The sequence below is a fragment of the Parasedimentitalea huanghaiensis genome (assembly GCF_009753675.1).
Taxonomy (GTDB): domain Bacteria; phylum Pseudomonadota; class Alphaproteobacteria; order Rhodobacterales; family Rhodobacteraceae; genus Parasedimentitalea; species Parasedimentitalea huanghaiensis.
Genome location: NZ_WQLV01000010.1, coordinates 107,317 through 131,793 on the forward strand (window position 1 = coordinate 107,317; position 24,477 = coordinate 131,793).

Here is a 24,477-nt window from a genome sequence, read left to right on the forward strand (position 1 = left end):
ATGTAAACAGATCCGCTTGAAGACGCAGCATACTGCATCACGACAGGAACCTTCCAAAACCCCAACCGCTTTATCATTGGGCTTTCCCATGCACACGACTTGAATGTAGCTATGCATCCTGAAATACATGGGCACAAATTACACGGGAATGGTCTATGCATCTCAATTCAACAAAATTTGTGTCTTGCAGAGGCGTTCGCATCCCTTTGGATGAGAAGATAATTACGCCTAAAGTTGAGAAGAAATTGCAGGCTGAATTTTATGAAACACCTGAAGTCATTGGGTTGCCGAAGTTTATTCAAAAGCAAGACCGGGTTCTCGAATTGGGTTCTGGGATTGGCTTTATTTCAACCTACCTAGCAAAGGTTTTGGGCGTCAGCCACGTAACATGCGTTGAAGCAAATCCCCATTTGTGCGAATTTATTTCACACGTTCATGCCGCCAACGGCGTCTCTACCGCAAATGTGCGAAATGTGTTGGCACTGTCTGATGATGCTGAATTACCTGCAGATAATACGGTTCCATTTTACGTCACAGACCCGTTTTGGTCGTCTTCTCTAAACCGCCCTTCAAAGGCCAGTTACAATACAATTGACGTGCCTGTGGTCCGTTTGAGTAAGATTATCGCAGAGGTGAAGCCCTCGGTTATTGTCTGTGATATTGAAGGTGGTGAAGTTGACCTTTTTGAAAACGTCGAGTTGGCAGGCGTTAGTCGCATTTACATGGAACTTCACACGCGAAAATGCGGCGGCTCTGGAATTATAAAAGTGTTTGAGAGCATGCACCGGCATGGTTTTTTCTACCACCAACGCGTGTCAAGCGAAGGTGCCGTTCTGTTTCAAAAACTCTAGTTTTCCGCAAAACACCTGTGATCTTGGCCCCAAAAATGAGTTTTAACAGGATACCCTAAAGTTCTGTACGCGAGCTCGACCATTTCACGAATAAGACATCCGCCATCCTAGGGGAGCGGGTTAATCCAGACAAAAACGAGTGGACTTCAAACCCTTGTGAAGCCATGAAGCCGATCACATCCGAGAATTTGTAGCCATCTTCAAAACGGCGTTTGATCGAGGTTTCAAGGATTACAAATTCACAATTGGCCAGCGTTTTTAATGCGCCGCGCAGAACTGACATTTCATTACCTTCAGTGTCGATCTTCAGACCAAAGGGACCTTCGTACCCTTCGAGAATATCATCAAGCTTGCGTGTCTCGATTTCACGGATCTCGGTGGCGCCACTGTCAAAATTCAAACGTCTGGTCATACTAGACCGGGCAGGGCCGTCCGTGGTGATTGTAAGATTGACACTGCCAGCTTTGTCGCTGGCACCACACAAATGAAAATCAAAATTCAGTCGGTCACCCCAGCGCTTTTCCACTGCCTTTTGTGACTCGACCAAAGGATCTACAAGGATGAACTTGGTGTCTGGAAAGCTCTTGTAGAGAAATGGCGTTCCGTCCAAAACGCCGACATCAATGATACAATTCGGTTGAAAGCCATATCTCCGAAAATACTTCGAAGTCATTTTGTTGAGTTTCATGGTGGACTGGCTTTCTAAGTACGTTCGTTGTCGGGCACGAGCATGCAATTAAGCCTCGTCCTGCAAGGTATGCAATTATTTAGTGTCCTTCAGGGTAATGATGAACTGAGCCCCGCGGCGAGTTTGCGATGCCTGATTTCCAAGACGACGCATTGCTTCCCGGACAGCCTCTCTCACATGCATTCTTTCGTCTTTTTTCCAAAACAAATCGTCTCCGGCGATGATGCCACCCGGACGGACCTTGCGTGCGGCGATCATAATATCTTCGAGCACAAAATCATAAAGGTGATTACCATCGATGTAGACCCAGTCGAAATAATGATCCGGATAGCTTTCCAGAACCTCAGCAGAGAAGCCTTTGCGCAAGACGCAGTTGGGCAGTTGCCCCAATCCGCCTGCCACTTGATCAAACTTTTCACGCATACGTACGGCGTCGTTGTGTTGGGAATGGGTATGTTCTTCTTCCCGCACCGCTAGCAGATCCCAGGGATCAATCAGCACAAGCTCTTTTGGTTTCGTGATGTTGAGGATTTCGGCAGAAAAATCGCCCTCCCAAACCCCGATTTCAGCGCAACGCCCACCTTTGGGCATCACTTCGTCCAGCATCGTTTGTCGCAGTTCGCGCCTTTTAGGTGCACGGCGCGCCTTGTCGCTATTGAGTAGGATAGCATCGATGATGCTCTGTCCCTCTTCCGGTGAGATGGACTGTTCGATGGTGTCGGTCGATCCCTGCGCGGCTTCCGGCGCCTGCTTAGCTGACACCTGCTTGGCTGTAGGCGCTGTGGCGGCTGGCCAGTCGGCGACAATCTGGTTATAAATTTGTTTGCTATCGGAGTCTTTCAGCAAGGCCTCAGCCCGTTGATTGTGGATCTCCAGTGCGGCACAGTGCAGTGCCATCAAGATTGGATCCGAAACGAGCCGATCGAACTCGGCTTTCAATGCATCGCGATGACGAAGCATGGATCTATCCGGCAAGCCCCCGACATTCCATTTTTTCCAATAATCGAAGCCAAGCTTTTGGTGCGTGTGATTGGCGCGTCCGCGAGCACGTTTTATCAGAAATGATTTGGCCGAACGCACCGCATAGTGATTTAGCTGAGCTGTCTCCAGGCCAAGTTCACCCACCAGCCGCAAGGCATCTTCATCGCTGGGTGGGCTAAGCGACCAAACCTCATTGCTGCCCTCTTTAAAGAACGGGCGGTGTAGCCCAAGGCGTTCCACATTAGGTGTGTTGCGAAACAAGGTCTTTACGAAACCGCTTGGCGTTTCGCCGCGTGAACCTGGAACAGGTCCAGAGTCGGTCAACCGTTCCGTAATTAGATCATCGATGACCTCGGTCTCTTTGTTGGCAGAAAACACGCGCCACACCACCGGGATCACATCTGCATCCGGGTAAGCTGCAAGAAGGTCAGTGACCTTCCCGCCGCCGTGGTGAACATTCAGAAACTCGTCGACATCGCTGACGAATACCCAATCGGCTTCAGCATACAGCGGGTGCTTGAAAGCATGTTTCAGGGCTGACTTATGGGGACCGCGACGCAGGACATTGTTGTACTCATGGGTGAGCAATCCAAGTTGGCCCAAACGTTGCAGCATGAGGTCCGTGCCGTCTGTGCAATCATTTGTATAAACGAGAAAATCCGTAAAGCCGATCACCCGGTTCCAAGCCACCCACTCTAAAATGAAAGGGGCTTCATCCTTCATGGTGGAAACATTCAAAAATCGAGGAGTGCTGGCAGTGGAATCGTCGTTCATAATATTTGTCGCTGTTCTTCTTTTTAGGTTAATGGCCAGTATACAATGTCGGCCTGCTCAATCCCGCTTGGCTGCCTTACGTAATTGCTAGTACATTACTGACCTAAGGTCTATCAGGATGATCACCTCCCAAGAAGGAGCTGATCATCCTGAATTTCATAGGCCGCCACTGCTGTAATTCTTCTCACACCTGTGGGGAGAGATATCATGTAGCCGAGTTATCATGTGCCTCTGTCAGCTCTGCGAGTGTCGTCTCAAAAAAACGATCTCGTCCGTTAGACAGCACACTCCTGCAAAATTGTGCGGCAAGTATAGGGTGGTTCTGCGCGATGGCGCGTTCGACCAGCTCCTTTCTAAAACGACGTTGATCGCGCCGTTTTCGGAGATCGCGCTGCAGTTGGGATGTTGTGAGCGTGCAATCGATCGCCTGTAGGACAAGCGGTTGCAAAAGTCCCATCATTTGCAGCAAAGATCCCAGCCGGTGCCCTAAAAACGGACAGCGGAAATGCTGTAAATTTGAGCCCGACAACCGGTCTATATGCGCTCGATCCGGTCGGGAATAAGGGTCATAAAACAGGTTAACTCGTGCGGCTGAAAAGGTTGTCTGGGCAGCATCCCCATATGGGCCAGAGTAATCATAACCCCAAGCTGCGGAATATCGCTTTTCCCAAGGTACCACACTCTTATCAAGTGTCGTTTGCGGGCTGAAGGCCACGACATGGGCCCCTGGACATGCCGCCGAATAGACCAGAGCGCCATAAGCGCCCATCGAAGCGCCGTAAAATATCACTTTTTCGAACTGGCGGAAAAACCCACTATGCTTCAACTTGTCAAACTCAGTGCTAACCCATTGATCGCGATACCAAGTCCAACCCTCCGCCATCACTCCGAGCATCGACCAACCCTGCCGTTCGATGAATGAATAGCCCCAGGGTAGACGGTCCTCCCGTTTGTTCATTGCGATGTCGAGGTTGTCAAAAGTGACACAAAGCACCGGACCACGCGGTATATACGTGAAGGAGTGTTTGCCGTTTTCCTTGTACTGGCCCTTGTCTCCAATCAAGGCTGGCGCCTTGCTGGACCAAGTTTCATCAACTGGGTGTCGCGCTTGTTCCATTCTTGTTACTCTTTTGTGACGGTAGATAAACCGTCAGACTGGGGCTGTATTGAGAGAGGACTATTCATGCGGCCTGTATCTAAAAAATGGACAATGAGTGAATTCATAGCACAATTAGAGCATGAGTTCCTAGGCTCCCGGCTCGTTAAACTTCAAGGCTTTAAAATCCCCAGATTCCCAGCCGCGCATTCTTGGAAGACCTACATACCGTACCAAACATACAAGCCTAACAGATCCGCTGGCACAAAGTTGATAGAACCACGTATCGCTACCATTACTTTTATGCGCGATACTTGAAGTGCGGGTTTTGTGGGCTCAGGGCAGAGTGAACTCTTGGCTTTGCGGCAGCATTTTGGGCGTCATAAGGTTTGTTATGTTATTTTACGCCAACTCCTTGCCCAAAACACCGGCCTCAGGCTTGCCGGTGAACATCCATTCCGCAAACGATTGACAAACACCACAACCCTGTAAGACCAACCGGTTTTACACCATTCTTGTCAACGACCTCACTATCGAAAACCCCGTTGTTTTCACAGTAGCATGACATCGGTCGGCTGCTTTTTGAACGCAAATTGAAGCAAGGTAACGAAGATCACAGCGTTGCAACCAGCTGGCGTAGAGATGCCACGTTCATGCGTCTATATGCATTCTTGCGGTGTGTTATGATCGTTGTTTCTGCAAGGTTCAGTAAATCCGCCGTTTCAGCCGCAGTTCTGCCTTTAATTGCCATAGCTGCGACCTCGCGCTCGCGCGCCGTCAAGTCGGGATAAGTCAATGCCAACCGTGTTTGGATATCTTGCCCCTGCCAGACAGGCCCTTTCATAGAAAATGCGACGTGCCGTTCAGTGGTGGCTAGCAAATACCCTAGAACGGCCTTTACATCCGAGTATAAGTGCTTGGGGAAAGGACCTTTTTCTGAGCTCGAATATAGACTTACAGATAGTCCATATGCTGGCGTGCGCCGCACCAATGAAACCCGACCACTTATCCCCGGCAGATCATAACAGTCGCGTCGATAGGTAAATAGCGGAATGTTGTCGGCCTCTTGCACGGTCAAAAAATCACCAACCCCACGTGCGCCTTGCAACAATTGGGCGTTTCGGTCCTGTTCAACATGGCGAACATAGCCCTTGGCGGCACGGTCAGCCCGATTTTGCCCCAACCGGCAGGCCGTTCCCATCAAAAGCGGTTTGTCCCGATCCCCAAGACAGAAAACAGAAACAAAATCGGCACCTGCAGTTTCATAGGCAAAACGCATTGTCGTTTGCACAAAGGCGGTGGTGCCGATGCTCCGGGTTAACTCCGCCGCTAGCGACATCGGCATCACTATTTCAGGCGCTGGCCACTCGAACTTGTGTTCCAAAGTCATGAATGCTCACTCGCGAAGCACGTTACTCCGCAAATGCCTTTTCGATCACAAACTCCCCAGGCTTAGAGTTCGACCCTTCCTTAAACCCTAGTGTTTCACAACACTCCTTGAGTGTTTTCAACATCGCCATGGATCCGCAGATCATTACTCGATCGGTCTCGGGCGTCAAAGTACCGCCCGCGAATTCTGCCAACCGCCCATCTTCGATCCAGGTGTTAATCCGCCCCATATGTTCAGAGTTTTCGCGCGTAGTAGTCGGTAGGTGGTGTAGTTTGCCATCGGCAAGTTCACCCAAATATTCGTGCGTGAGAACGGACTGCACCAAGTCGCGCCCATAGGCCAGTTCACTCACCTCACGGCAGGTGTGCAGTAGATAAATTTCATCAAACTTTTCATATACTTCTGGATCCCGTATGACGCTGGCAAACGATGCAACGCCAGTACCGGTGGAAAGCAAGAACAGCCGTTTTCCCGGTAGAAGCGCGTCAAACACCAGTGTTCCCACAGGTTTTGGCCGGATTAGAATATGATCTCCAACGCCTATGTTTTGCAGACGCGACGTCAACGGCCCGTCCGGCACTTTGATCGAATAAAACTCCAGATGTTCCTCCCAATTTGGCGAAGCAATGGAATAGGCCCGCACCAAGGGCTTGCCGTCCACTGGCAGCCCAATCATTGCAAACTCACCCGAGCGGAAACGGAATCCAGCGGGGCGCTCGGTTTTGAAAGCAAAAAGCCGATCACTATAGTGTTTGACGTCACTCACCCGTAACGCGGCAAAGCCTTTGGGAGCTGTGATTTCTCTTGCGATCTGATTCATCTCATGGGTCCTGTTTGTTTCGCGCAGCCCCAAACAAAAACATCGACCTCATTTCAACAATCCTCATCACTGAGGAATGCATCGCAAACCTTCGATGGCGTAAAATTTTCAAAATCGAGGAGAAAACCTATGTCCGATCCACTTTTTCAGGATGTCATACGCAAACGGCGGAGCGTGCGAAAATTCGAACCCGGTCGGTCTGTTGACCGGAAGGTGCTTGAGCGTATCGTTGATTGCGGACGGTGGGCACCTTCGGGCGCCAACGTGCAGTGCTTTGATTTCATCGTCGTTGATGACCCCATACTGCGTGACAAGGTCATGGAGGTGTTTTTACGGCAAGCCCAACGTCTGGTCGACCACGCCAAAGGGTTTCCGGCGGTCAAGAAAACTTATCTTGCAAACACTGTGGCGATTGTCATCGTTCTTGGTGATCCACGCTGGAAAGTCTGTTTCCCGCAGCCAACAACTGAAGGTTGGGAAAAAGAATACCTCGAAAACAACGAAGTCATTTATCAAAACTCAATTGGCGCTGCGATCCAGAATATCCAGTTGGGTGTCGCTGCTGAGAACCTCACCAGCGCCTGGCTGTCTGGCGGCGGCGAGGACATTACCAATAAGGAACTGTCAGATCTGTTAGACTATCCCGACTGGATGAAAGCCTATGGCACCATTCCAATTGGATATCCGGCCGCGACCCAAAATAGGCGCTTTCGCCGTCCGCTGGAACAGGCCCTACACTGGAACGGCTTCCAACCCACGCAATATCGCACCCATGAACAAGTGGATTTCTATGAAAGCTCCTTGCGCCCATTTGCGATGTACCGGGATGAGGAAACCATGGAAACTTGGGGCGACCGCGAAGAGAAACTGGGGGACTGGGAAGCTGCGTTTACAACAGGCATGCCTAACCCCAACGGCCAGTTAGAAAACAGCGCTGACTTCTCTGCTCCGCGTACCACTGGTCGGGCCACAAAACGACGTCTCAAAGACTAAGGGTGTTTCCCAAGTTGTTTGTCCGAGCACAGGTTGAGCCCGCGTTCTGTTTCGTCTGGTCCTAGAAAACCAGAGGGCGAAAGACTGCTCTTCTCCGAATAGCTGGCTTTCCAGACCTGCCAATCACAACCCCACAGCGGGGTTCTACCCGCTGTTTTAACAAGGAAGTAGCATGACTTATGTCGTGACTGAAAATTGCATTGCTTGCAAATACACCGATTGCGTCGAAGTCTGCCCGGTGGATTGCTTCTATGAGGGCGAAAATACACTGGTCATCCATCCAGACGAATGCATTGATTGTGGGGTATGTGAGCCGGAATGCCCTGCTGACGCCATCCGACCAGATACCGAAGCAGATAGTGATGCTTGGGTCGCCTTCAACCGAAAATATGCAGAACTTTGGCCAGTCATAGTCCAGCGCAAAGATCCCGCTCCAGAAGCGGAATCCCACGATGGGAAGTCTGGAAAATTGGCGGCGTTTTTTCCTGACGATGCAAAAGCATTTTAACCCGTTACTGGGTGCACGCTGCCGGAAATGGAGACTTACTGTTCGGTCGGTATGACTACGATATGCGCTTCTGCCGCATTCCAGCGTGATTGTCGCAGGTCACGGTACTCTTCGGACTCATACCAGGCCAACGCGCGTGTCCGGTCGGGAAACTCTACCACCACCATCCGATCATAATCGGCCGCGCCCTCTAGAACTTCAATTTGCGGTGTGCGCGCTAGATAATTGCCGCCGTAGGCGGCGACAGTCTCTGGTGCCGCCTCCATATAAGACGCCATGGCTTCGGCATCTTTGATAGATACACGAGAGACAATCAGAACCGGCATCACAGCTTACTCCTTGCAATTTTGCATGGGCAGGTTCAAGCGGTGCTCTGCCGCACATTCGATAGCACCTTCATAACCGGCATCGGCATGGCGGATGACTCCGCTGGCAGGGTCATTCCAAAGCGTCCGGGCGATCATCTCATCGGCATCGTCACTGCCATCGGCCAACAGAGCAATGCCGGAATGCTGGGAATAGCCCATCCCCATGCCGCCGCCATGGTGGAAAGACACCCAGGTGGCTCCGTTTGCTGAGTTCAATAATGCGTTCAGGATAGGCCAGTCTGAAATCGCATCAGAGCCGTCTTTCATACCCTCAGTCTCGCGGTTAGGGCTGGCGACCGAACCACTGTCCATGTGGTCACGACCAATCACAACCGGCGCACTTAGTTCGCCGGTACGTACCATTTCGTTAAAGGCACGACCCAAGCGATCACGGTCGCCCAGCCCAACCCAACAAATCCGTGAAGGCAATCCCTGAAATTTGATGTGCTCACGCGCCTTATCAAGCCAGCGGTGCAGGAACGTATCATCCGGCATCAGCTCACGTACTTTGGCGTCGGTCTTGTAGATATCCTCCGGATCTCCAGACAGCGCCACCCAACGGAATGGACCTTTGCCCTTACAGAACAATGGCCGCACGTAAGCCTCAACAAAGCCTGGAAAACCAAATGCATTTGCGGCGCCTGCCTCTTCCGCCATGGCACGCAGGTTATTGCCATACTCCATGACAACCGAGCCCTTGTCCTGAAAATCCAGCATCAGTTTTACATGCTCAGCCATGCTCTTCTTGGCTTCGACCGACACCAGCGCGGGATCAGCTACCTGATTGGTCTGCCACTGCGTTAGGGTCCAATTCCGTGGCAGATAGCCATAAACCGGGTCATGCGCCGAGGTTTGATCGGTCAAAACATCCGGAACAATGCCCTGGATCTGCATCTCTTCTAGAACATCAATGACATTTCCCAAAAGACCAACAGACAGCGGTTCCCCTTTCGCATTTGCGTCAGCGATCATCGTGAGAGCTTCGTCCAACGAAGTGGCCTTTGCGTCGAGATAGCCCGAGCGGATACGGAAATCGATTTTGCTTGGCTGGCACTCAACCACGATGGCATTGAACCCGGCCATAGTCGCCGCCAGAGGCTGCGCCCCGCCCATACCACCAAGACCGCCAGTCACCACCAGACGTCCAGCAGGATCACCATCGAAATGGCGGCGACCAATTTCCGAAAAGGTCTCAAAAGTTCCCTGAACTATGCCCTGGCTGCCGATGTACAGCCAAGATCCAGCGGTCATCTGGCCATACATGGTCAGGCCCAGCTTATCCAATTCATTGAACTTTTCCCAAGTCGCCCAACGAGGCACCAAATTTCCGTTAGCGATCAAAACTCTGGGGGCTTTGGAGTGCGTTTTGAGAACGCCAACGGGTTTGCCAGATTGCACCAGCAAGGTCTCATCGGCTTCCAGTTCTTTGAGTTGACTGACAATTTCGTCAAAGCACTCCCAGTTCCGCGCAGCGCGACCAATGCCGCCATAAACCACCAGATCTTCGGGGCGTTCCGCCACGTCTGGGTCGAGATTGTTCATCAGCAGCCGCAGTGGTGCTTCGGTCTGCCAGCTTTTTGCGTTCAGCTCGTTGCCGGTTGGCGCGCGAATGACGCGTGTGTTTTTGGTGTCAGTGTTCATATCCATGTCCGTCAAATAACCTTGTTGGCGCGCAACGCGCCTATTTCAGCGTGATCAAGGTCGAGTAACTCACCCAAAACCTCATCTGTGTGTTCGCCAAGAGTGGGCACAAAAGCCTCACCCACATGCGCCGCGCCGTTGAACTTCACCGGCTGCGGGACAAGGGAGACCTTGCCAAATTTCTGGTGTGCGCCTTCTGTCACAAGACCGCGTTCGGCCACGTGATCCGACTGCGTAAGGTCCTGCAATGTCCAAACCGGACCAGCGGGAATTCCAGCGCTCTGAAGTGTCTCGACCAATGCATCCTGCGTTTGGGTTACCGCCCAATTTGCTATGATTGCACGCAGAGCGTCCTCGTTGGCATTGCGGTTGTCGTTGGTTTTAAAACGCGCATCATCAGCGAGGTCAGGTTGCTCCATCACCCCGCAAAGTGCGCGGAACGCGCCTTGTGAGAAGCAAACCATAACAATGTCACCGTCTTGAGTGGCGAAGCTGTCGACAGGATAAGTAACTGGATGCCGGTTACCGACGGGTTTGGGTGTATCACCTGCGTAAAGTTGGCGCGATAACCCGGTCAACTGCATCGCCATGATCGAATCCAGCATAGCGACATCCACCGAATGACCCTTACCGCTACGCTCGCGGTCAAACAGCGCTGAAACGATACCAAAGGCACCAAACATTCCGGTACAGACATCGGCCATCGACTCGCCCACAGCCGTTGCAGGGCCACCCTTAGGACCGGTCAGGCTCATCAGGCCTCCCATGGCCTGAATAACAAGGTCAAATGCGGGCCAGTTTTTGAGCGGACTGTCCTGACCAAAACCTGAGATACTGGCGTAAATGATGGTTGGGTTCAGCGCGCGCACTGCATCCTCGCTCAATCCTAAACGTTGCATCACACCAGGTCGAAAATTCTCAACTATGACATCGCACTGCGGAACCAGCGCTTTGACAATATCCCGCCCCTGCTGTTCCTTCATGTTCACCGTGACGCTTTTTTTACGCCGGTTCAGCATCATGAAATAGGTACTTTCGTCTTCCTGGTATGGACCGAAATGGCGCGCCTCGTCGCCAAACCCTGGCATTTCTATCTTAATGATTTCGGCCCCTAGATCGGCCAGCATCGAGGTGCAAAACGGCCCCGACATGACCCGGGTCAGGTCCAGCACGCGTATTCCCTTAAGCAATTCAGAGTTGTTCATAGCAATCCTATTCTCCACCGCTGACGGTGAGAACGACTTTACCCATTGTTCCGCGGTTCCCGAGATCCTTCAGGGCTTTGGGCAGGTCAGAGAGAGTATAGTTGTCGCAGACAACCGGATTAATCATGCCGCTATCCAGCAGCTTTCCTAGCCTGTCTGTCATATGCACAACCATCTCGGTGTCCTGATCATGGCTCCACAAAACCCCCTGCGCTCGGGCACTTTTCAGCAGCAGGTAATTAGACGGCAGTTTAGCAATTTCACCTGAGGCAAATCCGACAATCAACAAAGTGCCATAGCGCGCAATGCAGCGCAGACTTTGCAGCGCAACATCGCCACCAACTGGGTCGACAATAATCGTCGCCCCCTTGTCGCCGGTCAGCTCTTTGACCTGATCTTTCCAATTGGGTTCGCGGTAATCTACCGTATGATCCGCACCGTGTTGCTTCGCCAACGCCCGCTTTTCCGCGCTGCCCGCGGTGCCAATCACCTGAGCGCCAGCTGCATGGGCGATTTCCACTGCTGCCAGCCCAACGCCTCCTGCTGCCGCATGCACCAAAACCCTATCCTGCGGCCCGACAGAGACACTATGATGCAGCGCGACCATAGCGGTCATGTAAGCAACTGGCAGAGCAACGGCCTGCGCAAACCCCATATTGTCCGGGATCGGAATAGCCATGTCCTCTCGGACTTCGACATATTCCGCAAACCCTCCCCAAAATACTTTGCTTGCTATGCGGTCTCCAACCTTCCAGCGGCAGTTTTCACCGGTTGCAATAACGATACCGGCCACCTCTTGCCCGGGGACAAACGGCCGGGGTGGGCGTACCTGATAGGTGCCGTCAATCATCAACAAATCCGAAAAATTCAGCGCCGCTGCCTTGACCTGTATGACCACAGTATCAGACTTAGCCTCCGGCACGGGCCGCGTGCAGAATTCCAGGTTTTCAGCGCCAGGAACATCCCCCGAGATCCAGCAACTCATATCTTTGGATAGTCCACTCATTCTACTGCCCCAGTGAGCGATTCAGATACACTGCGTGCTTCGCAAAGCACTTGCTGCGCGATCGTCGTCAATGCCTCGGGGGTTGCGCGATGCACTGGCAGCGCCACCGCAAGGCTACCGATAGCCGTCCCTAAAGGTCCAAAAATTGGAGCCGCGATTCCAACGGTACCTTCATAGGTCTCTTCTTTGGACAGCGCGTAGCCGCGTTGACGCGTTTCCTCGATGTCCTGACGCATCTCTTTTTTCGATGTCAGCGTATTGGCGGTAAATCTCTTCAGCTGATTTTGTAAAAACTCTTCTCTCGCATCCTCACTTAAAAACGCCAGAATCGCTTTGGGTGCAGCGCCAGCGTGCAGAGGAAAACTAGAGCCAACCTTTTCAAAAACGCGCAGCCCTTCTTTGCGACTTTCGACCTGATCAATGCAAACTGCGATCATCTTAAGCGGGTCAAAAGCACTGAGAACAACTGTCTCATTCACTTTTGCTGATAGCTCTTCCATCGCGGCTTGGCAGTTAGCACGCAAATCGAAACCTGCGTTTGCGCGATTGCCCAGTTCAATGGCCGAAAGCCCCAGTGAATACCGCCCTGAATAAGAAATCTGAACCAGATATCCACGGCCAGCAAGGAAGCGGACAAGACGATTTACTGTTGATCTATTGAGGTCCGTCTTTCGGATAATTTCAGCTTGAGACCATGTTGGGCTGCTCGCTTGAAACAGATCGAGAATCTGAAACGCCTTAGCAACCAACGCAACGCCGGCCTGTGATTCCATCTTGACTTCCATTTCGATTGACCCGTTATATGTGCAAGTTGCTCACAATATGAAACACCAAAAAACATGGGCACGTCAACCGGCTCTTCGCCCTGGGACATCAAATCCTGGAAAAAAGAGCTTAGCCGGCACCTCATGCCGGCATCCTAAGGGAGGATCCGATGAACAATTCATTCAAAACCGCGCTGGTGTCATTCGCGCTTGCAGCAGTTGCGACTACAGCCGTAGCGCAAGACAGCAAGTCAATCGCCATTGCGACCATTGTCGAAGTACCGGCACTGACTGAGACCCGTGACGGTATTCTCGCCGCACTCGCGGACCGGGGTTATGTCGAAGGTGAAAACCTGAACGTCGACTACCAAAATGCCAACGGAAACATGCCAACCCAACAGCAGATTGCTAAGAAATTCGTCGGTGACGCACCGGATGTAATTATTCCGATCACCACGCCAACCTCGCAGGCAATGGCTGCAGCAACCTCTGATATTCCAATTGTCTTTGCCACAGTGACAGACCCAATCAAAGCAAGCCTGATTACTCAATACGAAAAGCCGGGCGCAAATGTTACAGGTGTATCAGACGCCGCACCGATTGCCGCGCAGATGGACATGTTTGAAGAAATCGTTCCAGGCCTTAGCAAGATTGGTTTCATCTACAACCCTGGCCTGGACAACGCCTTGGCGACACTTGGCTGGATCAAGGAAGAGGGCGAAAAGCGCGGCATCACCGTGGTCGAGTCCCCTGCCCCAACAACCAATGAGGTCATTCTGGCAACCAAAAAGCTAATTGGCGAAGTTGATGCGATTTATGTGCCGAACGACACCACCATTGTGGCCGCACTCGAAGCTATCGTGAAAATTGGTCAAGACGTTGATATGCCGATCTTCACTGGTGAAACCGGTGGTGTAGAGCGCGGTGCATTGGCGTCAGTCGGGCTTGATTACGTTGCAGTTGGACGTGTGGCCGGCGACATGGCTGCTGACATTCTGGAAGGCAAATCAGTCAGCGAGATCGATGCTGTGATTGCTTACAATGTGGTCGACCACTTCAAAGTCGTGGTGAATCTGGGTGCCGCTGAACGCATGGCGGTGAAAATCCCTGAGTCCGTAATGTCACGCGCGACCCAAGTCATCGAATAATTCCCCAACTTGTGCGTCTTCGGGCGCACATTTTTTCTGCGCCTGAGAGTTCTCAGATTCCGCAGGAGGTTCACTCAAAAGGCAATACACATGTCCCTCTATGAAATTCTGGGAACACTCGAAACCGGGTTCATCTTTGGTATCGTCGCACTCGGCGCTTATCTCACTTTTCAAATTCTCGACTTCCCCGATCTGACAGTCGAGGGCAGCTTCCCGTTAGGCGCAGCCGTGGCTGCAACATTGATCGTTGCGGCGGGATGGAACCCTTGGTTGGCAACACTTGCCGGCGGGGTTGCTGGCTTTGCCGCAGGTTTCGCCACCGCGATGCTAAATGTACGCTTCAAGATCCTGCACATTTTGGCCGGCATTCTGCTGTCGATCTCACTTTACTCCATCAATCTGCGGATCATGAGCGGACCGAACAAACCTTTGCTCATGGTGGACACTGTATTCACCTCGTTCGAAGGGCTCGGATTGCCCGGCTATATCATCAACCCGATTTTCCTTGGCATCATGGTATTGGTGATCAAACTGCTATTGGATGCTTTCCTTGCCACTGGCTGGGGTATTTCCATGCGTGCAGCTGGTGCCAACCCTGCAATGGCAGAGGCCAATGGCGTAAACGTTGGCAACATGAAGCTTTATGGGGTGGGAGCAGCTAATGCCCTGACAGCCATCGCAGGTGCACTGTTTGCCCAAATCTTTGGGGCGGCAGATGCTTACATGGGCATTGGCGTCATTATCGTTGGACTGGCCTCGGTTATCGTCGGCATGTCGATCCTGCCTTCACGAACAATCTTTCTGGCGACCCTCGCTTGCCTGTTCGGTGCTGTCCTCTACCGCCTGGCAGTGGCCCTCGCCCTAAACGCTGATTTCCTGGGTTTTCAGGCTTCGGATGTCCAATTGGTGACTGCACTATTGGTAGCCATCGCACTGATCGCACAACAAACCGGATCATTCAGAACCATCCTTCGGAAAGGAGGCCGGAAATGATCGAACTTTCCGAAGTCCACGTCACCTTCAACAAAGACACTCCATTGGAAACACGCGCCCTGCGTGGCGTTGACCTCAACGTTCCAAAAGGACAGTTCTTGACCATCATCGGCTCAAACGGAGCGGGTAAATCAACCAGCTTGAATGTAATTGCCGGGCACACAAAACTAGAGGTTGGACACGTCAAAATCGACGGTCAGGACGTGACCAACTGGCCGGTGTACAAGCGTTCAAAAATGCTGTCGCGCGTTTTTCAGGATCCAAAAATGGGCACCTGCGAAGACCTGTCGATCCTGGAAAACTTTGCCCTTGCCCATGGCCGAACAAGACCGCGTGGCTTTCGCTATGCTGTTGGTGCCTCGATGCGAGACGAAGCAGCTGAGCAACTTAAAGTTTTAGGACTGGGACTTGAGGATCGTCTGAACGACAAGGTTGGACTGCTTTCTGGCGGCCAGCGGCAGGCGGTATCATTGTTGATGGCGGCAACCGGTGACACCAAGGTGCTGCTGCTGGATGAACATACAGCAGCGCTAGACCCCAAAACGGCTGATTTCGTTTTGGAATTGACCAAGAAAATTGTGGATGATTTGAAACTTACGGCTGTGATGGTGACGCACTCTATGGCGCAAGCACTGCACACCGGAGAACGGACCGTTATGTTCCACCGTGGCAAGATCGTCTTTGATGCAGGCGGTGCCGAACGCGACAACATGGAAGTCGCTGACCTGCTGGAATTGTTCAAACGCGAGCAAGGGGAAGAGCTTACCGATGATGCTCTTCTCTTGGGCTAACGGAAGCAAATGGAAAATAGAAAATGACCAAGACACAATTTCAGCCTGGAGAAATCTCTCTAGGGGACTGGCGCCGTATCTTCGAGAACAAAACCTCAATTGAGTTTGGCCCCAAAACCATCGAGACCGTTAAGGCCTGCCAGGCCGCAGTGATGGAGATCTTGAACAAGGGGCGTCCGGTCTATGGCGTCAACACTGGTTTTGGAAAACTGGCCCACGTCAAGATTGAGAGAGACCAAATTGTTGAGCTGCAGCATAGGCTGATCATGTCACATTGTGTCGGCACTGGCCCCTTGCTGGACGACGATGTCGTGCGCTTAGTGATATATCTTAAGGCCAATGCCCTGAGCCAGGGCCATTCCGGTATCCGCTGGGAGGTCATCAAGATGCTGCTGGACATGGCCGAGAGCGATGTGCTGCCCTGTATCCCTTCCAAGGGATCTGTCGGTGCTTCGGGCGATTTGGCACCGTTATCGCATATGGTCGCCGCAATGATGGGCGAAGGTGACATGCGGGTGCGTGGCGAAAAGATGCCCGCGTCCCAAGCACTGGCTATGATTGGTCGTCAACCGATTGAGCTGGGCCCAAAGGAAGGTGTGGCGCTGATCAACGGCACCCAAGTCTCAACCGCACTGGCTATGAAGGGACTCTTCGCGGCTGAGGATCTGCTACGCAGTGGCTTGGTGACTGGTGCCCTCAGCGTTGACGCCTGCAAAGGCTCCACCACACCGTTTGATGCCCGTATTCATGCGGTCCGTCGACAAAATGGCCAGCAGCAGGTTGCCGGTGTGTACCGGAGATTGCTGGAGGGTAGCCAAGTACGGCACTCCCACATCGATTGCGAAAAGGTGCAAGACCCTTACTGCCTGCGCTGCCAACCGCAGGTGATGGGCGCTTGCCTCGATCAGTTAGAATTCGCTGCCGGTGTGATCGAAAAAGAGGCCAATTCAATCAGCGATAACCCCTTGGTGTTCCCTGACACAGGAGAAATTCTGTCAGGTGGGAACTTCCATGCAGAACCCATCGCAATGGCAGCCGACAATATTGCGCTGGCGATTGCCGAGATCGGATCAATATCAGAACGACGTCAAGCGATGATGGTGGATGCTTCGGTTTCCGGCCTGCCTGCCTTTCTGGCACCTGAGAGCGGACTAAATTCAGGCTTCATGATGGTACAGGTCACCTCGGCGGCGCTGGTTTCAGAGAACAAGGCACTGGCGCATCCATCATCGGTTGACAGTATCCCGACCTCGGCCAATCAAGAAGACCATGTGTCGATGGCGACCTATGCAGCGCGAAGGCTGGGTGATATGGCCGACAATTGCCGGGCGGTGCTGGCAGTAGAGTGGATGGCGGCAGCTCAAGGGTTGGAGTTTCACCTGCCGCTGGAAACCTCCCCACCGCTGCAAGCCGCAGTCTCCGCGTTACGAGAACAGGTTCCGTCTTTCAAGCGGGACAGATTCATGGCCCCTGATCTGGAAAAAGCCATTGAAATGTTGAAAACAAACACTCTAAGCACGATGGTTTCTGAACCTATCGGCGCGAGCCTCAAGAACTAAGAAAGAACAAAAATGCCCTGGATTGATACCGTTGAATACGAAGATGCTGATGGCAAACTGAAGATGTTGTACGACCGGGTCAAAGGCCCGGACAACAATGTCGACAACATCATGATGATGCATTCGTTGCGCCCCCATACGATGGAAGGGCATATGGCAATTTACAAATACGTCTTGCACCACACTGGCAACACCATCCCCAAATGGTTCCTGGAAACATTGGGGGTTTGGGTCAGCTCGCTGAATGAATGCAACTACTGTGTTGATCATCACTTCTCAGGTTTAAAGCGGCTGCTGAAAGACGATGCGAAATCGGAAGCTATCCGTCTGGCCATCGAAACGCGCAACATTGCGGCTGCACCGTTGGACGCACAGCAGAAACTGGCGATGGAATACGCCCGTCAGCTGACCCGAGATGCAGCGGGCATGACAGAGACCATCGTCGTTCAGCTACGCGAGGCTGGGTTTACCGACGGAGAAATCCTCGAAATCAATCAGGTCTCGGCCTATTTTGGCTATGCCAATCGCACGGTGCTGGGGTTGGGCTGCTCGACCAAAGGGGATATTCTTGGTCTATCGCCCAACAAGTCTGAAAACCCGGACGACTGGAGCCATACCTGAATGAAACAGCCTGTGGCCCTGCCGATTGAGAAAATCCGGGGGATCACCTATCCCCCGCCACCCTCGATCACCGAAGAGGCCACAGGCGTGGCCGCAGATGTTCTGCGGTTAAACTTGAACGAGTCGCACCTGCCTCCCTCGCCCAACGCATTGGCCGCGGCGGCGCAGGCATTGACGCAAACCAACCGCTACCCTGATCATGGTTGCAGCACGTTGACAGCGGTGATCAGCAAGCGCACCGGGATTCCAGCCAGCCGGATTAGCTTTGGAAATGGCAGCGGCGAGATCCTGGTGGCGCTCGCGATGCTCTCGATAAACGAGGGCGACGAGGCGGTGATGCCCACGCCAACTTTTCCAACTTGCGGCAAGGGGGTGCAAATCGCGGGGGGCAAAGTGGTCAGCGTTCCTGTGCTGCCCGATGGCAGCAATGACGTTATAACAATGCTGGCAGCGGTGACGCCGGACACACGGTTGTTCTACCTGTGTAACCCCAATAACCCCACCGGAGCGATACTCACGGCGTCAGATCTGGAACTGGCAGCGCGCCAAGTGCCGGACACGGTGCTGTTGGTTGTCGACGAAGCCTATTTTGAGTTTGCCCAGGCTGAGGGCGGTCCGGATGTACTCAAGATCCTCGCGAACCGAGCAGGCCCATGGGTGGTGACACGCTCATTTTCCAAGGCCTATTGCATGGCTGGAATGCGCGTCGGGTATGCACTGGCAAGCGATGAGGGCATCCATAAAGCCCTGTGGCAGCTACGGCCCAACTTCAACGTCAATCGGGTGGCGATAGCAGCCGCGACTGCTGCGATGAACGATGACCGCTATTTACAGGCCTGCCTGACCCATACCATTTCCGAACGCAAGCGACTGGAGACTGCGTTAACACATCTCGGGTTTTCAGCCCTGCCAAGCTTTGCCAATTTCTTGACAGTTGTCCCGCCTATCAGCGCGGATATTATCAGCTCATCACTGGCGGTGGAGAACATTCTGGTGCAGGCAATGCCCTGGCCCGGCGGCAACGGAGCTTTGCGGATCACCATAGGGTCACAACCCAATACCGACAGATTGATCCGGGCAATCAATAAATTCTTGAAACACTGACATGCAGCAGGCCCTGGACAAGATCATTGCAGCGTTGGGCCAAAGGGCGGTCCTGACCGCCCCACGCGACATGGAAAAGTATCTGGACGATCTGCAAGGCGTATCCATCACACAGCCCATAGCAGTTTTGCGCCCTGCCAACACGGACCAAGTGGCCGCAGCAGTAAAATGGTGCCGGGCCAATAACCTGAGCATTGTCCCGCAAGGTGGATTGACTGGCTTAACGGGCGCAGCCGTGCCCACTGCCCCCTCCCCTTCAGCGATCATTGCGCTGGAGCGGATGAACGCAATCCGAGAGGTAGATCTGGACAACAACAGCATGACTGTGGACGCCGGCGTTGTATTGAGCCAAGTACACTCCGCTGCAAAACAGGCCGGGCGATACTTCCCGCTACACCATGGCGGTCAGGATTCCAGCCAGATCGGTGGCAACCTTGCCACAAACGCAGGCGGTAACAACGCGCTTCGTTACGGCACCGCCCGCGATCAGGTGCTGGGACTTGAGGTGGTCTTGCCCAATGGGACTATCTGGAACAGCCTGCGAAAGCTGCGAAAAAATACCGCCGGCTATGATCTAAAACACCTGTTTATCGGTTCAGAAGGCACCTTAGGATTGATCACTGGCGCAGTACTGAAACTGGGCGCCTACCCATACAACCGCACCACTGCTTTTGTGGCCATAGCCTCGGTTGAGGCCGCCCTGCATTTGCTGCGCTGTTTGGAGGACCAGCTGGGCCAAGTCATCTCGGCATTTGAATTGATGTCGAAAGCCGCCTTGGAGTTTGGCGAAGCCGTGGTAAAGAACCGACTGCCACTTGAGCAGCAAAGCGATTGGTATCTTCTAATCGAAGCTGAAACTTCTGCAAAAGCCTTTGACTTGGAAGATGCGTTGATGGCTGCGCTTTTTGAAGCCAATGAAAATGGGCTGGTTCAAGATGCAGCGATTGCACAGTCGGTAGGCCAGCGTCAGGACTTTTGGAAGTTACGCGAGACTATCGCAGCAGGTTTTGTCGATGACAAATCCGCCATCAAATGCGACACAGCAGTGCCGGTCGCCGCGCTACCAGAATACCTTCGCGCAACCGCAGATGCTCTGATCAGATGCCTACCAAATGTGAGGCCTGTACCATTCGGGCATCTTGGAGATGGCAACATCCATTTCAACATTGCCCGACCAAAGGACATGGACGCAGAAACCTTCATGCAGTATCGCTTGCAACTGTCCAAAATTGTTGATCAGGAAGCGCTGAAGCTCAATGGAACGATCAGCGCAGAGCATGGTATCGGTTCTCTGAAGAAACACCGCTTTGAAAACGGGACCGACCCAATTGAGTTGAACCTTTTGAAAAGCGTTCGGCGGGCCTTCGACCCTGACGGCCATATGAACCCGAATGTATCTATAAACTAAGATTGACGACCGACTAACCCTGGCACGCGCCTGCGCTTTGATGCTCCTGAATTTATCGCTCTCGGACAACCCATGGTCTGCATTGGCTCGATCCAAGCGGGTGATCGTCAACTAAATGTGGTGGGTGTTTCACCTGACGACGCGTGGTGTTTTCCCAAAATGGGCGTCTTCAGCCGCAAAAATGCCGCCAAAGACTTTGTTTGTTCTACTTACCCATCAGACTAGGCTCCAATTTAACCCGCCAGTCTAAAGGAGCAGCCTGCATATCTTATGCCTCAACTGGGGCCACAACTTCGGCAAACTTCTTAAAGAACTTCGCAGCTAGCTTTTTCGCCGTGCTCTGGATCAACCGCCCACCAAGCTGCGCCAGTTTGCCACCAATCTCTGCTTTGGCGGTGTATCTCAGCACCGTCTTTCCATCGACCTCCTCCAAGGTCACATCTGCGCCACCCTTGGCATGACCTGCCGCCCCGCCATTGCCCTGCCCCGTCAATGAAAACGCGCTAGGTGCACCCGAAGTGTCCAACACCACATTGCCGCCAAAACGCGCCTTTACGGGGCCAATTTTCAGGACAACCTTGGCTTCCAGCTCGGTGTCGGAATGTTTGATCAACTCTTCACAGCCAGGAATACATTGCTGTAGAATTTCGGGATCGTTCAACGCCTCGTAAACGCGGTTCATTGGGGCATCGATGGTGATTTCGTCGTTCAGTTCCATGGTCTTGTCTTTCTTAACAACAGGGGAATTTGATTGTGGCCAGGGTTTCGGCCTGTTCCGGCGTCAGTTTTGCCCGGCCAAACAGGGATCGCAGGCGCATCATGATGACATGCAGGGCGCCTGATTTTGCGAGGGGATGAGCGGCGGTTTCACTCATTCGAAGCCTCATCAGATCGATGGTTCTTGCGGCGGACCTGTGTCAGTTGCGCCAGGATCGAAAGCGCAATTTCCTCTGGCGTGACCGCATCAATGGCCAATCCAGCCGGAGCCTGAACCTGGGCCAGCTTTTGCGGATCAGCTCCAGCCGCAATCAATCGCGCTGACAGAGCCGCAAACTTGCGGCGACTGCCAACAAAGGCCACAAACTCCGCGCTCGAATTCAAAGCCGCACTAAGACAGGCCACGTCATCCCTACCTTGGCTGGCCACCACCACCATCCGCCGGGCCCCTGTCGGCAGCGGGATCACAGGGGCAGCAGGCTCTGCATCCTGAACGGACCAACGAAACGGGATCGCCATGGCTGCCAAGGATTGCGCAACGGGCGACGCCCCAAAGATCAATAATTCCGGGGCGGGCAATACGGGTTCAATAAAGACATCCATCGACCCCTTGGACGGGCAGCCATTGCGGGCAAAATGAACACCGTCAATATCGTCTCCTGCCTTTACACCCTTCTCAGCCAAGACATCCTGTGGATGCAGCGAGACCAATTGAGGGCCACCTTTTGCTAGGCACCGTTTGGCGGCCTTGGTCAGCGCCGAGCGCACACAGCCACCCCCAATCCAACCCTTTTGGATGGTGCCATCTGCGGTCAGCAATGCCTTGGCACCCGGTTTCGCCGCGGTTGCACCAATGGTGCGCACCACAGTTGCGATGGCAAATGGGGCCCCCTTGGCGCGCAGCTCATCAGCCAGCGCAGACATGTCACGATCTATCAATTCAGCTTGGGTCATAGGCGTGACAACTCCGGTTCTAGGGCCGCCAAGTCAGCAAGCCGGTTGGCAGCGCGAAATAAATCAAGATGAGGAAGAGCGGCGGCCATGCCCTTGGCGACAGGCTCGTATCCGTTCCAACCTTTCAGCGGGTTCAGCCAGATGATCTTGCAACCGCGCTTTTTCAACGCCGCAAGCGCATCACCAATCCGGTGTGCAGGGCCTGTGTCATAACCATCAGACAGGATCATCACGACACTGCGCCCATCCACAAAGCGTCGCGCATAGGTTTTGGAAAACTGGGATAAGGATGCCCCTATGTTGGATCCCCCGCCAAACCCGTCGGCTAGAACGGACATCCGCCCAAGCGCACGCAGTGCATCCTTGTCACGCAATGCATCCGTTATGCGCACAAGGCGCGTATGGAATAGATACGCATCTGTTGCGTCATCCGCCCGCATCAGCCCCGACAAAAACGCCAAGAACACCTGCGCATAAAGAGCCATCGACCCTGACACGTCACAGATAGCAACAATCTTTTGTGGCCTGCCGGGGCGTTGTTTTCTGGGCAGGCAAAATGGTTCTCCACCCGTAGATAGGCTTTGCCGGATCAGCTTGCGAAAGTGGATCTGATCACCCTTGCGTGCGGCCTTGCGGCGACGCGAACGACGATCCCGCAGCGCAGCACCCAACCGTCGCGCGATCGCTTCAGCCTCGGCAATATCTTCGGGTTGGACCAGATCACGCAGATCTTTCTTCATCAGGTTCTGCACAGAGCAGGCAACCAGTTTGCCTTCCCCATCCGCCGCAGCCTCACCATCCCCACCGTCAGGTGTGGTCGCACTTCCGGTACCCGAACCAGTTTGAACGGTTTTTGCAGGTCGCGACGAATGCACGTCATCTGTGTTGGGTGACGTCTGAACCGACATGACCTTTTGCCTGACCCGACCACCGTTTAGCCAGAAACTATCGAACAGATCATCAAACCGCTCAACCTCTTCGCCGCATCCGCTACAAACACTTTTTAGCGCCCGGCGGGCTTCCTCAGGGTTGCTCGCTTGTATATGGGTCAGGGCCCTCAGCGCAGTTTCGGCCTCCCCCACTCCAACACGCAGCCCATGCATACGCAGATGCGCCATGAACCCGGCCATCCGGGCAGCAGGGCCCGGATCACGGGCAGCAAATTTAGTAACCCGGCTCATGCCGCCTGCCCCGCCAAGCGTTGGGCTATCTCAGTAGAAATGTTGCCGCGGTCCGTTTCGGTTTTCAGCAAAGTCGCCAAACTGGCCTGCAATAGAGCCGGATCAAGTGTCAGATCCGCGATACCCAAGCCCATCACCGCAGCTGAGAAATCCAGCATTTCAGCAATGCCAGGCTTCTTTTCCAAATCTTCTTTGCGCAGCGATTGCACAAATCCAATGATCTGCCCGGCCAAAGCCGCCTCAACCTCTGGGCAGCGCGCCTTCAGGATCGCCAGTTCTGTCTCACGGTCCGGATACTCCACATGCGCATAAAGACAACGCCTGCGCAGCGCGTCACTCAAATCGCGGGTCCCGTTTGCGGTCAGGATGACCATCGGGCGTGAGGTCGCTGTGAGGGTGCCCAACTCGGGAATCGAAATTTGAAATTCCGACAGGACCTCCAGCAGATAGGCCTCAAACTCCTCATCCGCACGATCAATTTCATCAATCAACAGCACCGGCGGCTCTGGCTGGCGGATTGCTTTGAGCAGTGGGCGTTCCAGCAGGAATTCTTCGGAAAAGATGCGCTGCTCAACACTGCAGCCGGTTTCCCCATCCTCAGCAGCCGCCCGGATCGTCAGCAACTGGCGCTGATAGTTCCATTCATAAATTGCCTGCGCCGCATCCAGCCCTTCGTAACATTGTAGGCGGATCAATTGGGTCTCACAGATCGCAGCCAGAACACGCGCAATTTCGGTTTTACCTACCCCTGCGGCCCCTTCCAGCAGCAACGGACGGCCGAGCGCCAGGGCCAGATGAACAGCCATCGCTAGATCATCCGAGGCAATATATCCCTGTTCCGCCATGGCGGTTTGACGTGATGTCCACTGCATTTCAAATTCCAGATTTTGGGATGCGCTGCCCTGATTAGGGCAGC

General features: G+C 53.4%; 25 protein-coding genes. 10 read left to right on the top strand and 15 right to left on the bottom strand.

The window, feature by feature from the left end; genetic code table 11:
- Positions 1 to 155 precede the first annotated feature (155 nt).
- Positions 156 to 851 (top strand): FkbM family methyltransferase, encoded by a 696-nt coding sequence (locus GO984_RS16075; protein ID WP_157023638.1) that lies wholly within the window; start codon positions 156 to 158, stop codon positions 849 to 851.
- A 55-nt stretch (positions 852 to 906) separates the two neighbouring features.
- On the opposite strand, the gene GO984_RS16080 is transcribed toward GO984_RS16075, so the two are convergent.
- The 5 genes from GO984_RS16080 to GO984_RS16100 all read right to left on the bottom strand — a co-directional run bounded on the left by GO984_RS16080 (position 907) and on the right by GO984_RS16100 (position 6,600).
- Positions 907 to 1,539, bottom strand: a complete 633-nt coding sequence (locus GO984_RS16080; protein ID WP_157023639.1) for an FkbM family methyltransferase — start codon at positions 1,537 to 1,539, stop codon at positions 907 to 909.
- A 75-nt stretch (positions 1,540 to 1,614) separates the two neighbouring features.
- Positions 1,615 to 3,294 (bottom strand): glycosyltransferase family 2 protein, encoded by a 1,680-nt coding sequence (locus GO984_RS16085; protein ID WP_157023640.1) that lies wholly within the window; start codon positions 3,292 to 3,294, stop codon positions 1,615 to 1,617.
- A 205-nt stretch (positions 3,295 to 3,499) separates the two neighbouring features.
- Positions 3,500 to 4,411 (bottom strand): hypothetical protein, encoded by a 912-nt coding sequence (locus tag GO984_RS16090; RefSeq protein ID WP_157023641.1) that lies wholly within the window; start codon positions 4,409 to 4,411, stop codon positions 3,500 to 3,502.
- Between the two features lie 592 nt (positions 4,412 to 5,003).
- Positions 5,004 to 5,780 (bottom strand): response regulator transcription factor, encoded by a 777-nt coding sequence (locus GO984_RS16095; RefSeq protein WP_157023642.1) that lies wholly within the window; start codon positions 5,778 to 5,780, stop codon positions 5,004 to 5,006.
- A 22-nt stretch (positions 5,781 to 5,802) separates the two neighbouring features.
- Entirely contained in the window at positions 5,803 to 6,600 is a 798-nt protein-coding gene (locus GO984_RS16100; RefSeq protein WP_157023643.1) for a ferredoxin--NADP reductase, read from the bottom strand.
- Between the two features lie 129 nt (positions 6,601 to 6,729).
- Between GO984_RS16100 and GO984_RS16105 the strand changes: the two genes are divergently transcribed.
- Both GO984_RS16105 and fdxA read left to right on the top strand, forming a co-directional pair.
- The gene (locus GO984_RS16105) at positions 6,730 to 7,593 is read left to right on the top strand and encodes a nitroreductase family protein (protein ID WP_167740374.1); all 864 of its coding nucleotides are present in this window, start codon (positions 6,730 to 6,732) and stop codon (positions 7,591 to 7,593) included.
- A gap of 172 nt (positions 7,594 to 7,765) precedes the next feature.
- Positions 7,766 to 8,101, top strand: a complete 336-nt coding sequence (fdxA, locus tag GO984_RS16110) for a ferredoxin FdxA (protein ID WP_157023645.1) — start codon at positions 7,766 to 7,768, stop codon at positions 8,099 to 8,101.
- Between the two features lie 35 nt (positions 8,102 to 8,136).
- Here the strand turns inward: fdxA and GO984_RS16115 are convergent, their stop codons facing one another.
- Genes GO984_RS16115 through GO984_RS16135 form a run of 5 tightly spaced genes read right to left on the bottom strand, consistent with a single transcriptional unit; the run spans position 8,137 to position 13,094 of the window.
- Positions 8,137 to 8,427: a DUF1330 domain-containing protein gene (locus GO984_RS16115; RefSeq protein WP_157023646.1), complete on the bottom strand. Its 291-nt coding sequence runs from the start codon at positions 8,425 to 8,427 to the stop codon at positions 8,137 to 8,139.
- Positions 8,428 to 8,433: 6 nt separating this feature from the next.
- Positions 8,434 to 10,110 carry a urocanate hydratase gene (gene hutU, locus GO984_RS16120; RefSeq protein ID WP_157023647.1) on the bottom strand — a complete coding sequence of 559 codons (1,677 nt, stop codon included), beginning with the start codon at positions 10,108 to 10,110 and terminating at the stop codon, positions 8,434 to 8,436.
- Between the two features lie 11 nt (positions 10,111 to 10,121).
- Positions 10,122 to 11,315 (bottom strand): CaiB/BaiF CoA transferase family protein, encoded by a 1,194-nt coding sequence (locus GO984_RS16125; protein WP_157023648.1) that lies wholly within the window; start codon positions 11,313 to 11,315, stop codon positions 10,122 to 10,124.
- A gap of 7 nt (positions 11,316 to 11,322) precedes the next feature.
- Positions 11,323 to 12,321, bottom strand: coding sequence for an NADPH:quinone oxidoreductase family protein (locus tag GO984_RS16130; RefSeq protein WP_157023649.1), 999 nt, complete (start codon positions 12,319 to 12,321; stop codon positions 11,323 to 11,325).
- Entirely contained in the window at positions 12,318 to 13,094 is a 777-nt protein-coding gene (locus tag GO984_RS16135; RefSeq protein WP_167740375.1) for an IclR family transcriptional regulator, read from the bottom strand. The genes GO984_RS16130 and GO984_RS16135 overlap by 4 nt, the downstream gene beginning before the upstream one ends.
- Positions 13,095 to 13,255: 161 nt before the next feature.
- Between GO984_RS16135 and GO984_RS16140 the strand changes: the two genes are divergently transcribed.
- The 7 genes from GO984_RS16140 to GO984_RS16170 all read left to right on the top strand — a co-directional run bounded on the left by GO984_RS16140 (position 13,256) and on the right by GO984_RS16170 (position 20,709).
- Positions 13,256 to 14,233, top strand: coding sequence for an ABC transporter substrate-binding protein (locus tag GO984_RS16140; protein WP_157023651.1), 978 nt, complete (start codon positions 13,256 to 13,258; stop codon positions 14,231 to 14,233).
- Positions 14,234 to 14,323: 90 nt separating this feature from the next.
- Positions 14,324 to 15,226 (top strand): ABC transporter permease, encoded by a 903-nt coding sequence (locus GO984_RS16145; protein ID WP_157023652.1) that lies wholly within the window; start codon positions 14,324 to 14,326, stop codon positions 15,224 to 15,226.
- Positions 15,223 to 16,017, top strand: a complete 795-nt coding sequence (locus GO984_RS16150; protein ID WP_157023653.1) for an ABC transporter ATP-binding protein — start codon at positions 15,223 to 15,225, stop codon at positions 16,015 to 16,017. Before GO984_RS16145 ends, GO984_RS16150 begins: the two co-directional genes overlap by 4 nt.
- A 23-nt stretch (positions 16,018 to 16,040) precedes the next feature.
- A complete protein-coding gene (gene hutH, locus GO984_RS16155) occupies positions 16,041 to 17,576 on the top strand; it encodes a histidine ammonia-lyase (RefSeq protein ID WP_157023654.1) in 1,536 nt (511 codons plus the stop codon).
- A 12-nt stretch (positions 17,577 to 17,588) separates the two neighbouring features.
- Entirely contained in the window at positions 17,589 to 18,197 is a 609-nt protein-coding gene (locus GO984_RS16160; protein WP_157023655.1) for a carboxymuconolactone decarboxylase family protein, read from the top strand.
- The gene (locus GO984_RS16165; protein ID WP_157023656.1) at positions 18,198 to 19,301 is read left to right on the top strand and encodes a pyridoxal phosphate-dependent aminotransferase; all 1,104 of its coding nucleotides are present in this window, start codon (positions 18,198 to 18,200) and stop codon (positions 19,299 to 19,301) included.
- 1 nt (position 19,302) lies between these two features.
- Positions 19,303 to 20,709 (top strand): FAD-binding oxidoreductase, encoded by a 1,407-nt coding sequence (locus GO984_RS16170; protein WP_157023657.1) that lies wholly within the window; start codon positions 19,303 to 19,305, stop codon positions 20,707 to 20,709.
- Positions 20,710 to 20,977: 268 nt separating this feature from the next.
- Here the strand turns inward: GO984_RS16170 and GO984_RS16175 are convergent, their stop codons facing one another.
- The 5 genes from GO984_RS16175 to GO984_RS16195 are packed head-to-tail and all read right to left on the bottom strand — an operon-like array spanning position 20,978 to position 24,433.
- Positions 20,978 to 21,427, bottom strand: coding sequence for an SRPBCC family protein (locus tag GO984_RS16175; RefSeq protein WP_157023658.1), 450 nt, complete (start codon positions 21,425 to 21,427; stop codon positions 20,978 to 20,980).
- A 13-nt stretch (positions 21,428 to 21,440) separates the two neighbouring features.
- Positions 21,441 to 21,584: a hypothetical protein gene (locus GO984_RS16180; protein ID WP_157023659.1), complete on the bottom strand. Its 144-nt coding sequence runs from the start codon at positions 21,582 to 21,584 to the stop codon at positions 21,441 to 21,443.
- Entirely contained in the window at positions 21,577 to 22,380 is an 804-nt protein-coding gene (locus GO984_RS16185) for an XdhC family protein (RefSeq protein WP_157023660.1), read from the bottom strand. Before GO984_RS16185 ends, GO984_RS16180 begins: the two co-directional genes overlap by 8 nt.
- On the bottom strand, positions 22,377 to 23,561 hold the full coding sequence (locus tag GO984_RS16190) for a vWA domain-containing protein (RefSeq protein WP_157023661.1): 1,185 nt from the start codon (positions 23,559 to 23,561) through the stop codon (positions 22,377 to 22,379). Before GO984_RS16190 ends, GO984_RS16185 begins: the two co-directional genes overlap by 4 nt.
- A complete protein-coding gene (locus GO984_RS16195) occupies positions 23,558 to 24,433 on the bottom strand; it encodes an AAA family ATPase (protein ID WP_157023662.1) in 876 nt (291 codons plus the stop codon). Before GO984_RS16195 ends, GO984_RS16190 begins: the two co-directional genes overlap by 4 nt.
- Positions 24,434 to 24,477 lie beyond the last annotated feature (44 nt).